At 55.6% G+C, this 11,772-nt stretch carries 14 protein-coding genes; 7 read left to right on the forward strand and 7 right to left on the reverse strand.

Annotated features, from left to right (window positions below; translation table 11 throughout):
- Nucleotides 1-611 precede the first annotated feature (611 nt).
- From N4R57_04535 to N4R57_04565, 7 genes are all read right to left on the reverse strand, one after another.
- Nucleotides 612-893: a hypothetical protein gene (locus N4R57_04535; protein UYV38359.1), complete on the reverse strand. Its 282-nt coding sequence runs from the start codon at nt 891-893 to the stop codon at nt 612-614.
- 126 nt (nt 894-1,019) lie between these two features.
- On the reverse strand, nt 1,020-1,256 hold the full coding sequence (locus N4R57_04540) for a hypothetical protein (protein UYV38360.1): 237 nt from the start codon (nt 1,254-1,256) through the stop codon (nt 1,020-1,022).
- 49 nt (nt 1,257-1,305) lie between these two features.
- Complete coding sequence (locus N4R57_04545; protein UYV38361.1) at nt 1,306-2,427, reverse strand: alanine/ornithine racemase family PLP-dependent enzyme; 1,122 nt, start codon at nt 2,425-2,427, stop codon at nt 1,306-1,308.
- Nucleotides 2,424-3,623, reverse strand: a complete 1,200-nt coding sequence (locus N4R57_04550) for a DUF1611 domain-containing protein (GenBank protein ID UYV38362.1) — start codon at nt 3,621-3,623, stop codon at nt 2,424-2,426. Before N4R57_04550 ends, N4R57_04545 begins: the two co-directional genes overlap by 4 nt.
- 85 nt (nt 3,624-3,708) lie before the next feature.
- Complete coding sequence (locus N4R57_04555) at nt 3,709-4,548, reverse strand: hypothetical protein (GenBank protein UYV38363.1); 840 nt, start codon at nt 4,546-4,548, stop codon at nt 3,709-3,711.
- Nucleotides 4,538-4,891, reverse strand: coding sequence for a hypothetical protein (locus N4R57_04560; GenBank protein ID UYV38364.1), 354 nt, complete (start codon nt 4,889-4,891; stop codon nt 4,538-4,540). The genes N4R57_04555 and N4R57_04560 overlap by 11 nt, the downstream gene beginning before the upstream one ends.
- Nucleotides 4,888-5,172: a hypothetical protein gene (locus N4R57_04565; protein ID UYV38365.1), complete on the reverse strand. Its 285-nt coding sequence runs from the start codon at nt 5,170-5,172 to the stop codon at nt 4,888-4,890. The genes N4R57_04560 and N4R57_04565 overlap by 4 nt, the downstream gene beginning before the upstream one ends.
- A 652-nt stretch (nt 5,173-5,824) precedes the next feature.
- On the opposite strand from N4R57_04565, the gene N4R57_04570 reads away from it, so the two are divergent.
- The 7 genes from N4R57_04570 (at nt 5,825) to N4R57_04600 (ending at nt 11,655) form a co-directional block, all read left to right on the forward strand.
- Complete coding sequence (locus N4R57_04570) at nt 5,825-6,124, forward strand: DUF3489 domain-containing protein (GenBank protein UYV38366.1); 300 nt, start codon at nt 5,825-5,827, stop codon at nt 6,122-6,124.
- A 22-nt stretch (nt 6,125-6,146) separates the two neighbouring features.
- Complete coding sequence (locus N4R57_04575) at nt 6,147-6,518, forward strand: DUF2924 domain-containing protein (GenBank protein ID UYV38367.1); 372 nt, start codon at nt 6,147-6,149, stop codon at nt 6,516-6,518.
- Nucleotides 6,519-6,521: 3 nt separating this feature from the next.
- Nucleotides 6,522-7,793: a recombinase family protein gene (locus N4R57_04580; protein ID UYV38368.1), complete on the forward strand. Its 1,272-nt coding sequence runs from the start codon at nt 6,522-6,524 to the stop codon at nt 7,791-7,793.
- A gap of 222 nt (nt 7,794-8,015) precedes the next feature.
- Nucleotides 8,016-8,162, forward strand: a complete 147-nt coding sequence (locus N4R57_04585; protein ID UYV38369.1) for a hypothetical protein — start codon at nt 8,016-8,018, stop codon at nt 8,160-8,162.
- A gap of 663 nt (nt 8,163-8,825) precedes the next feature.
- Complete coding sequence (locus tag N4R57_04590) at nt 8,826-10,127, forward strand: site-specific DNA-methyltransferase (protein UYV38370.1); 1,302 nt, start codon at nt 8,826-8,828, stop codon at nt 10,125-10,127.
- A complete protein-coding gene (locus N4R57_04595) occupies nt 10,124-10,696 on the forward strand; it encodes a DUF5681 domain-containing protein (protein ID UYV38371.1) in 573 nt (190 codons plus the stop codon). The genes N4R57_04590 and N4R57_04595 overlap by 4 nt, the downstream gene beginning before the upstream one ends.
- Before the next feature lie 458 nt (nt 10,697-11,154).
- Nucleotides 11,155-11,655 carry a GNAT family N-acetyltransferase gene (locus tag N4R57_04600; GenBank protein UYV38372.1) on the forward strand — a complete coding sequence of 167 codons (501 nt, stop codon included), beginning with the start codon at nt 11,155-11,157 and terminating at the stop codon, nt 11,653-11,655.
- The last annotated feature ends 117 nt before the right edge of the window (nt 11,656-11,772 follow it).

Raw genomic sequence — 11,772 nt, forward strand, 5'->3', positions numbered from 1 at the left:
CCATCGATATTGGTCTGTGAGATTACAGAGCGAGAAAATCACCTGGGCCGTTTCTCTTTAGCAGTCGTTGGTCCTGCCGCAGCGAAAGCTCACTTTGTCCACGATGTGTCAGTTCAGCCAACCCCAGATTTTGCGGGGCGCAGCGAATGTCCGTAATGCGGGCTGCGACTGCAGCATTTTGGTGTTGTTACCAATGACCGGTTAGGGCCGTTCGCGCGACTTTGCAAAGGTCGCTATCTGCGCATTGCTGACCTTGGTGCATGGCGCGGCAAGAGCTACCGCGCAGGCAGTGGTGTGAATGTCGGCTTTTCACATTACGAACCAATGATCGCGCACCTGCAGAGGATGTCTGCAAACCGCCCCTAGTGTTGATCGACGCGAACGACCCTTTGCTGCCTTTCACCGACCGGTCAAGATGCTGCGGTTCCAGCCCACTTTGCGGTCATTCGCTGCAGCTGTGAAATCACCAAGGCCGGGAACTCAAAGAATGCGGACGAAGTGAGAGTTCGCCGCGTTTGCACAGATGGCCGCTTTTTGGGTGCGCAGGATTGGGATCGAGGAATAGCGCGTCGATTACGGCCTTCGGGAAGTCCGTGATTAATTTCGGGTTTCTAGAATTCGTCAGATTCCGGAAAAATGCCTAGCCTAACAAGGAAGCTTGGGTCGCTGACTTCTCCGCTCGCTGGATCTTCAGTAACCATGTAGGCGTCAGCACCCGCGCAATTTTCGGATAGCGCCTCTCGTTCGGCTCTGTTTGTCGCTTCCAACGCTGTGGAATATTCAAATTGCTTGGCAATCTTCAGGCCTGTCTGCCCATTGCGCCCAGCCTTGATTACAACATAAGTCTGGCAGATATAGTGGGTTTTTTCTGGGGGACGGTCTGCGTCTGTCATGGATCGATCCTTCTGATCGGCTGTGACACTTGGAAGTTCCGGGAACAGCCCTTGCCGATTTCAGCCGGATTGAAGCGCCTGTTTCCCAGCTGAGCACTTAACGCACACAAAACCACCGAAATTCAACTACCGCGTTGAAGCGGCTTTCGAGCGACGCGATTTAGACGCTGCTAAATTTTTGGTTACAGTTGGCGTGTTTGCTTCTCTTTCAAGGCGGGCGTTTCGCAGTCGGGAATTCTTGGCGTCACGTTTTTCCGTTTCTTCGTCGACCATTTGTCGGACGACACGCGTCGTCTTATCCATCGCCGTTTCCGGTTTGGAGTCATACACTTTGAACAGATTGTTTTTTGTGAGTTTCGTCAATTTTCAGTTTCCTTTGTAGCTTAAGGTTGGCCCGACCAAGCGAGGTCTTTCACGCCAACGCCAAGTGGTTGACCTTGCCTTGGGCACGCCGTGATGGGCGCATGGATTGATCGCCCAACAGTGTCACTTCGATGTCCGGCGCTGCCATGGCATGTATCAACGCATTGTAATTCATCCGGAATCTCACCTCGGAACCCACCATTGGCAGGGTTCGGGGCGTTCCGATGACAATATGATCACTGGTTGCACCGATCAATGTGCTTCCAACAGGCATTGAGAGCCCCGGAATGTCGGTGTCCTGATGTCCCATCGCGAGGATCATGCGCGCAGAGGCAGCGCAGGTTGTCACAATGCGATGTCGTCCCGGTGCTGGATCGATCAGGGCGATAGTGGAAGGCGGGGGTTTTGCATTCGTTTCGATAACTTCGGCAACAAGCGTGAAGGCGTCCGTGTGCATCCCACCGATCTGGTCCCCAGAAACCGGCTCAACACCCAGAAGGATCGCCTCACCCAAACGGAGGTCGTTGACGCGACCCGTCGCGTGTTCGCCAAGCGCCCAGGGCAAGTTGGCTGAGTTGCCACCTGACACAAACTTGAGGATCGGGCCGCATACCCCCTCGATCTCATTCGCGAGGTCGCAAAAAGCGGCCATTTGAGATGCAGTAGGGGCGATCCCGCTCAGACAGGCAAAATTCGCACCAATCCCTTTCAATGCAACCCCTGACATTTGCATGACCTGCTGTGCAATACCTTCCAGGTTCTCGGGTAGTATCCCGTCGCGCAGATCACCCATTTCGACCATGAGGACGATACCGTGGACGGAACGATTGCGGATCGCGGCAGCAGCCAGCGCCGAAATAACCGAAAGCTCTGTGTTATAGCTCTCTTCGCAGGACTGAACGACTTGGTCGGCCTGGCTTAACATCGGCGTACGGATCAGAGTGATAGGGCCTGTCACGCCCGCCGAACGTAGCCTTTGCACATTGCGGACACGTGCATCTGCAAGCCCGGCTGCCCCACCATCGAGCATGGCCTGAGCGATCGCTGGATGCCCACAGACAGCCTTGGTCACGCCTGTGACGCCGATCCCACGCGGGCCTAGGCGCTTGACAAGGGTCTGTGTGTTGCGACGTATCTTGCTGAGGTCCACCTCGATGCGCGGGCAGCTCATATCGCGGCCATACACGGCCTTTGTGTCAAGCCGGGGTATACGGCGAGTACCATCGCAAGCAGATTTGAAGCCGGTCGGGCCAACGCATCGGTGACCGGCAGCCCGAGTTTGAGTGATTGGGCCGCGATGGTGGCGGTGATTTCGGCCTCGGACATCCTTTCGTGGTTGAGCGTAACACCGATGACCCTAGTGTCGGCAAAGGCCTCGATCAAGGCAATCTCACTTGACGACGTGGGCATCGGCATATCGGGAAAGTCACAGCGATGGACACGTTTGGGCGCGTGCTGAAGGATGACAGCGTTCGGCTGGCTCCCCCTAAGGATAAAGGCTGAAGTGCAGAACGCGGGATGGCTCAAAGCACCCTGACCTTCGATCAGAATGACATCCGGTTGTTCCACTTCAGAAGCTGCAACAATCGCACCTTCAAGTTCGCCGCAGCAGAATTGAGGCGGCACGGCATCCATGGCGATACCGTATTTTGCGCCCTGCATCAGGCCGGTCTGGCCTGTGCCGACCAGCACTGTCTTGATGCCCTTCGCATTCAGAGCCCGGGCCAAAACGGTCGCCGTTGTCCGCTTGCCGATCGCGCAATCAGTACCAAGAACGGCAATCCGCAGCGCTTTTACACCGGCGACACTACCATCAAACAGGCGCATGTCCTTGCTGGGTTTCGGCTTGCGGATGTCGCGGATCGTGACGTTCCGTTCCGAGGCAGCGTTGGCTATTTCTCGGTCATCGCTCAGATATTCATGCAGCCCACTCACAATGTTCATACCAAGCTCAATTGCTTGCAGAACAACGCCTCGGTCCGCAGTCGAGAGACGCCCCGTTGACGGAGCCATCCCATAGATCAGCGTATCGGGAATGACGGTTTCATGGGCAACAGCGGCGTCCAGATGATCAAAGATAGGTATGCTGTTGCTTACGTCGTCTAGAACGGATCCGCTGTCTTGTCCGCTAACGGTGCTGTCGATGACGGAAAGGATGCGATACGCTTGTGAATGACGAACAAGGCCATTTGCCGTCTTACCATCGATTTGCGCGAAATTCCCCTCGCAATAGACGACTGCCGTCGGTGAGGATGTGATCTGACTGCCTGACGTTATGCCTGCGGGTTTGATCTGTTTCATTGGAGGTGCTTGTGCTCCCCTGATAGGGCGGCGGATGGTATCAACAGTTTCAGATTTGGTTTCCATTGTGGTTCTCTTTTATTGATTGGCACGAAGGGCGGAATTACCCTCACATGTGCATTTTAAATGGGGATGGAGCCGTGGCTCGCGCCTAGTTGTTAAGGACGCACAGCCCCTTTGATTTTTGGAAATTTTTGTTGCACTCCCAGCGATTTCCCGACCCGTCCAGATGCGCATTTTCGGGAACGTTTATGAATTCGCATGCCTCGCCTGAGGCTGCGTATCCCCGATCACACTTCCACCCTGAGCCATAGCTTGCGTCGTCGAAGTATGCATTTGCAGGGATCGCGACGGCTTCGCACAGACCAGCCTGGTCAAAGAAGCCGCGCTCACATGTCCAGGGCTGACCGTATCCAGATCCATTCAGATAGGCGTTTGCTGGAACCGCGATGGCAGTACACCGGTCGCCAGTTGTTTCAAACCCACGTTTGCAGGTCCACGTGGAGCCATATAATTCATCTGCCAAGTATGCATTCTCTGGAATCACGATCTCCTGACATGTGTCATCGACCTTGATGTAGCCGCGCAAACAGCGCCACTGTTCGCCTGACGGATCCAAAAATCCACCCTCAGGCACCTCAACAGCAACACATGCAATTTCATCGGTCCTGCGAAACCCATGCAGACATTCCCACCCGGGACCGTAGGGCCGCTTCGTTTCGTATGCGTTTTGCGGCACAATCACGGCGACGCAGGCATTTTCGTTTAGCCGGAAGCCAATGTTACATTCCCACCCATCACCGTAACTTTTAGCACTGGCGTTCTCAGGCATGGGCTGAGTGGCGGTCTGGGCAAGTGCTGGTAGTGCAAACAGCAGGACTGCAATAATCGAACCCATAAATAGCGGCATGATTGTTGGTGTGTCCGCTGAAATATGGGCAGTAATAGATTGCGGAGAACGCGGCTCCATTAACTGTGATTTACGATCCATCTAACTCTAGCCCCGCAAGACACGCGTCTGCCAGATCTCGGCTTGGGGTATCAGTGCCCGGCAACGTGGCCCAGCCGGTTTCCATCATGGCTTTGCGTCGCTGAAAGCTTGACTCTTCTTGAAGTGTTGCCAGTTTTGCGGTGCGTTCTGTATCAACTTGTGAAAGATTCAAGCAGACCGGCACCATCGCCAATGTGACTTCCTCTGCCGCAAGGTTTTGGGCCATCTCGTCCGCACTGCCTGCAGTTGTCCAGCCGCCCCAGGTGAAGCCAAGAACAAAGACAGCAACTGCGCCAACCAACGCGCCGTAAACGCCGGGTTTCGTCCATTCGGGAAATGTCATTTTTGATCCTCTGACGGAGAAAGCGCCGCCGCACTATTTTTGATTTCGTGTTTGTTCGCGTTGGCCTGATCCTGTGCCAGAGCCAACTCCAGGTCTCGGTGATCCACTGTGCGCAGCTCTGACTTTCCTGCGCGCAAATTGATCAATAGAAACGTCGCGGTCCGTCGGTACGCAGCAAAGCTGTCGCTCTGCATTACTTCGTCGTCCGCAAAAACTTGACGCTCGCCCGCAGGCAATTCATCCGTGTATCCAGCGACCGCGAACGGATAAAGGAATGTCACAACTGACGTGGTCGTGCGCGATAACATCGGCAACCTTCCCAAACATCAAATCCCTAGTACAGGACGTGACAGCTGAATTTTCATGATCAAGGGTTGCGGTTCGCCCTGGCAGGCTGATGCACCTATGCCGCAGAGAACCGCAACTTCCGTATCTCTCATATAGCCTCTCAACGTCGAAAATACAACGTTGATGACTCTGGCTTCATTTCTGAGACATCTATGACCTTAAGGTGGTTAAAGTTTGCAAGCCCTCAACATGCGGACCGGAAGACCTCTGTCGATCTATGTCATTTTCCGGCTCGCTCGCTCAGAGGCTGACGTTCGGTGCGTCCCAGTAAATTGGCAAAGAGGGGCTCAAATCCGCCTTGTGGTATTGCAGAAAAAAGCGGGCTAATGGTCGAGTGAATGTCAGCTTCTACTGATTGGACCGTGAGAACTCGCACCCGCAGCGAAGGTCTGGTTTCCGCCCGATTTGTCCATTCCATATTAGCCTTGGGCACTCCCATTGAGAACCCTTTCAAAAGACTGGACTACGTCGTCGTATCGAGCGTTAGTGTTCCTGCGCCTGGCCTTATTCGGCGGCGCGGTCCGGAACTCCGGGCTCTACTCGGTAGCAGCGGGGTTTTTCCGCTGATCAACCGAGGAGACCAACATGACCAAGTCTGACGAGCACAACGCACCTGCCAAGGCGATGGCAGCATCGCGTACGACCAAGAAGGACCAGTTGATCAAACTGCTGGGGACGAGGGCAGGAGCTGATACCAAAACCCTGAGCGCGAAGCTGGTCTGGCAGCAACATACAACGCGCGCGGCTCTGACCGGTTTGCGCAAAGCAGGGTACGAGATTGCCTGCAACAAACCTACCAAAGGCGGGATGTCGAGGCATCGCATCCTTTCTGCGCCTACGCCGAATAAATCCCGTGGATCCGAGAGCGCAGCCAATGGGGCGTGATCCGAACCCGGAGCGGCCCCGCATGCTTGCGGAGTGGGAGGCGGTCTTCGGATCGCCTCCGCCAGCCTATCTGTCGGTGCCGTTCATGCAGCGCGCGGTTTGCTACGAGCGGCAATGCAGGGCGCATGGGCGGCTGGCCGCCACAACGCGCCGCGCACTAACACAGATTGCGAGCGGGGAGGACGTTGCCGTTGCGGTGCCGGCAAGGCTGAACCCCGGCGCGCATCTCGTGCGGGAATGGAACGGTCGAACATACCAGGTGCAGGTCACGGAGGCGGGCTTTGAGATGGATGGAAAGACTTGGAGGTCACTATCAGCCATCGCCAAACACATCACCGGCGCTACCTGGTCTGGCCCCCGGTTCTTTGGCCTGCAGAGCAAAGCCGGGAGATAAGATATGAAGAAGCTGCGTTGCGCCATCTATACCCGCAAGTCATCTGAAGAGGGCCTTGAGCAAGAGTTCAACTCGCTGGATGCGCAGCGCGAAGCCTGTGCGGCTTATGTTGCCAGCCAGAAGCACGAAGGCTGGGTGTTGCTGCCCGCGCATTATGACGATGGTGGGTTGTCCGGCGGAACCCTGGAACGACCGGCGCTGCAGAGCCTTCTGCAGGACATATCTGACGGGCGGGTGGACCAGATCATCGTGTATAAGATCGACCGGCTCACGCGGTCCCTCGCGGACTTCTCCAAGATCGTCGACATTCTGGATGCGGCAGAGGCCTCGTTTGTCTCGGTCACCCAATCCTTCAACACGGCCACCAGTATGGGGCGGCTGACGCTGAACATGCTGCTGTCCTTCGCGCAGTTTGAGCGAGAGGTAACGGCCGAACGTATCCGCGACAAGATCGCGGCGTCCAAGCGCAAGGGGCTATGGATGGGCGGGCAGGTGCCACTGGGCTATGATGCTGATGGGCGAACACTCAGCGTGAACCTCAAGGAAGCGGCGGTGGTCGAGCAGCTTTATGCGCTCTACGAGGATCTTGGCACCGTCAGGGCGGTGAAAGCACAGGCTGACGCGCTGGATCTACGGAGCCGTCAACGAACGCTTGCAGATGGCAGCACGACGGGCGGAACCCATATGGACCGTGGCCACATCCATCATCTACTGACCAACCCGATCTACGCTGGGCGCATCCGGCATCGTGACAAGGTGTTCGAGGGGCAGCACCCGGCGATAATCGCACCTGAGCGATGGGATCGCGTCCAGCGGTTGTTGCAGGATGGTGCGGCGAAGGGCAGGGGACGCAAAGCCGCCAATCAACGCTCTTTGCTATGCGGCAAACTCTTCGACGAAACTGGTGATCGCCTGACGCCTTCGCATACGAAGACGCGGAAAGGCGCACGACTGCGCTATTACATCTCGCACAGGTTAGTGGCCGGGAGCAGCGAAGCACACAAAGATGCCTGGCGCCTGCCTGCGCCGGAGCTGGAGAACAAGATCGCTGATTTGGTACGCAAGATGATCTCTGCATCCGGCTTCGCACCCACACTACTGCCGGCAGCAACGGCGGATCAGATCGATCGCGCTGCTGATACTCTTATCTCCCGCGCGAAACGCGACAAGCCAAGCAGCCTGTTTGACCTCATCGAACGCGTGGACATCGCTCCCGGTGAGTTGGTCGTGCAACTGAGTGCTGACGCCATCGCCGGGAGTATTGACGTAAACTAGGAGCATCTGGAAGAGCATGTTCTCAGTGAGACCATCCCCTTCCAACTCCGCAAGCGCGGCGTCGAGACGAAGATCATTCTTGCGGATGCGCCAGCCGGTATCGACAAAACGCTCATCCATAACATCGCCAAAGCCTACGTTTGGTTTGAGCGGATCAAGGCCGGCGAAACCTTCTCCGAGATCGCAGAGGCAGACGCCACATCCAAACGGCGCATCCAGCAGATGATTGATCTTGCCTTCCTGGCACCCGACGTCGTGCGCGATGTTATGGAGGGAAAACAGCCCGTTGGTTTTACATCGGACTGGTGCTTGCGCCACGAGTTGCCATCGGACTGGGACGAACAGCGCCAGATGATCGCGGCCCTCTGACCCCAAACACCCCAAACTCGTATCGCGGAAATGCCGTTCCCAGACTTCGCGGCATATCGGCTCCGTTTTGGCTCACAGGCACAGTCTGCCCTTCGCCCCAACCCACACAACCCGCGGACAACACGCGACAATGTCACGCCTACCGCGCACGGTCTCTTTTAATGAAAGTGTATGGCTGTGTGGGCAGTCCTGAGCTAACGCGTCTCGCCAATTTTGCCTGGTTACAGGGAATTTACAGGGAAATTTGCGGAATTCTGTACGTTTTACCCGATTTTGGAGGGTTTCTGCCCCAGGTTTACGCGTTGTGTCAGTGGGTTAAGCGCCAATTCCCTGTTCGACTAAAAACAGGGAATTGGCCGCGCGGGAACAGAGAAATTTGGGAGGATATCAGCGAATAGCGCTGTTGATATCGTGTGTCGCGAGTTTTGGTTTTGGCGCGTGCGTTTCCAGGAATGTGGTTGGCCGATATTCGTAGAGCGGAGCCGGCTCCGACGCGGAGCAATTGCAAAGCATTTTTGTTCATGTTATGTTCTTGTTGGGCGATTCTGCCCGAGGAGGGACAACCGTGCGTGCACGGCTGTCCTTTTTTTGTTTCGGCGGGTTGGCCGCCAGGCGCACGGCGTGGCCGGCGCTTAAACGAAGATCAATAGGGGCAACAACATCATGTCAGGCAAGAAAACAGAACTGATCCCAATCGAGGATCTCAAACCATGGGCTCGCAATGCGCGGACCCACTCGAAGAAGCAGGTCCGCCAGATCGCGGATAGCATCAAGACTTTCGGGTTTACCAATCCGGTCTTGATCGACGAGCGGCGCACGATACTGGCCGGTCACGGTCGGGTCGAAGCGGCAAAGCAACTCGGCATGGCGGAGGTTCCATGTTTGCGGTTGGATTATATGAGTGCGGATGAAAAGCGCGCCTATGTCTTGGCCGATAATAAGCTCGCCTTGAACGCCGGCTGGGACGAAGACTTGCTTGCTGCAGAACTTGGTGAGCTGCTGTCGAGCGATTTAGAGTTCGATGTTTCCGTGACCGGGTTTTCTATTCCGGAAATTGATGGGCTTTTGGAGACTGTTGCTCCGGAAGACGACGGAGATCCAGACGACGATACTTTGCCTGATGTGGCGCCAGCTCGGGTCCGCGTTGGTGACGTTTGGCAATTGGGTTCACACCGATTGGTTTGCGGCGATGCGCTGGATCCGCAAGTGGTGGCTACGTTGATGCAGGGAGAGCAGGCCCGCATGGTGTTCAGCGATCCGCCGTACAATGTTCCGATCGACGGCCATGTCGGGAACTCGGGCAAGATACAGCACCGTGAATTTGCCATGGCTTCTGGTGAGATGAGCCGGGCTGAGTTCACTTCGTTCCTGGAGAAGGGTTTGAGCAATCTCGCGGCAAACAGCATGGATGGCGCGATACATTATCTGTGCATGGACTGGCGCCATATGGCTGAAATGTTGGAAGCAGGGCAGGGGGTTTATGATGAGTTGAAGAACCTGATTGTCTGGGCCAAGGACAACGGTGGTATGGGGACGTTCTATCGCTCCCGCCACGAACTGATCTTTGTGTTCAAGAAGGGCAAGGCGCCGCATCTGAACAATTTCGAGCTTGGCCAGCATGGGCGGTATCGAACCAATGTGTGGGAGTATCGCGGCGCAAACAGTCGTCGTGCCGGGCGGTTGGAGGAGCTTGCCCTACATCCGACGGTCAAACCTGTGCAAATGATTGCTGACGCCATCCGGGATGTTTCTGGACGTGGAGACATTGTACTCGATATTTTTGGCGGATCGGGATCGACCTTGATTGCTGCACATAAGACGGGTCGCAAGGGATACTTGTGTGAACTGGATCCGATTTATTGCGACCGCATTCTAGCGCGATGGGAAGCCTATGCAAATGACGAGGCTGAGCAACTGGTGTGTGGCTGGGCGTCACCTGAAAAACTGTTGGAGGCCGCAGAATGACCCGATCCTCCCCAAAATTGCCAATCCATAAACCGGGATCTGACTATGAAGTCGGCTATGGAAAGCCACCGAAAGCAACCCGGTTCAAACCTGGTAGGTCAGGTAACCCCAAAGGCCGACCTCGGGGTGCGAAGAACAAGCGGCCGGGGATGCACGAGGAACGGCTGAAAGATTTGGTCATTGAAGAGGCGTATCGCGGCGTGACGGTGCGCGATGGCGATCGTAGCGTAACGGTGCCTATGGCGCAGGCCATACTCCGGTCAATGGCGGTAAATGCAGCAAAGGGTCAGCACCGGGCTCAAAGGCTCTTCGCTGAACTGTTGGCGTCCGTCGAAAGTTCACGAAAGCTGTTGCATGATGAGTATTTCGAGAAAGCTCTGACCTACAAGCTTGAGTGGGAAAAAGAGCTCAACCGGCGTGCACAACATGGCATCACGCACCTGCCTGATCCTCTGCCTCACCCGAACCAGGTCAAGATCGACATGCGTGAAGGGACGGTGCATCTCGTTGGACCGTTGACCCGGAGGAAAAGGCCGAGCTGGATTACTGGCGGGGGCAGAAACCGCTGATCCGGGAAGCGATCGCAAATCTAAGGGATGACCTGATCGAAACGGATGATCCCGAGGATCGGGCAAGTATCGAGCACCACATTGGCATAGGGGAACACGTGCTTGAGCAAATCGAAACGGCGATCCCGGATGACGGTGAGTTCTGAAAGTTGATGGAGCGGGCGATGGCCCGCTACAATAGCTCGTTGCAATGTCTGACGTCGGCGCCAATGGGGCAGTTTAGTGTGATTTGATAAGAGAGCGTTTCTGGCTCATCGTAATCAACAAGGAGTGAAGATTAGGATCGTGTTGCATACGAGCAAAGGTGAAGGAAAGGAAGGCGGGGCAAAACAGGCTTTCGCTACTGTTGTTCGAAAGCCCGCTTCTGGCTCGATAGGCAACACTTCTTACCGTCCGTAGTTTTCACACTTAATTCGTGTCGTCCCGCCAATATGAGCCATAAGTGAACGGATTCTGGTATGCAAACCTATCTCTTAGAAACCAAACGGCTCCTGTTCAGGCGGCCTAATCGATCAGACTTGCCTTGGTATACGAGCTATTGTCTTAGCGAACGAACGCGGTATGTCGGCGGACCGTTTAGTGAGGTACAGGCGTTCGAAAAGTTAGCTTCGATGATCGGACACTGGGAGCTGCGCGGATTCGGTCGTTTCGTGTTTATTGACCGTAAGACGGAACGACCGCTGGGACACTTCGGTGCGTTACAACTCAGTTTGTCTAAGCCTCCAGAAATCACTTGGACAATTTGGAACGATGTCGATGAGGGCAAAGGGTTTGCCACTGAGGCTGGTGTTGCTTTCAAGAGTTACGCTATGGGGGAGCTCGGGCTTTCGAGCCTAGTTGCGCGAGTGCATCGCGAGAATTCAGCGTCGCGAGGTCTAGCCGAACGCTTAGGTGGTGAACTTGACGCCGCAGCAGTTCCGCCATCTTGGTTACCGAACTCGGTGTTGTATCGGTTTTGATTCATAGCTGGGCAGAGCAGACTTTTGTACAGCGGGCAGCATCGGACAAGAATGGCTCTTTCCAGCCCTTCTCCGCCTCGCAGCAACTGTGGGCAGTCTAGGCAAAGAGGTGTTCCT

The organism is Rhodobacteraceae bacterium D3-12 (genome assembly GCA_025916135.1).
Taxonomy (GTDB): domain Bacteria; phylum Pseudomonadota; class Alphaproteobacteria; order Rhodobacterales; family Rhodobacteraceae; genus JAKGBX01.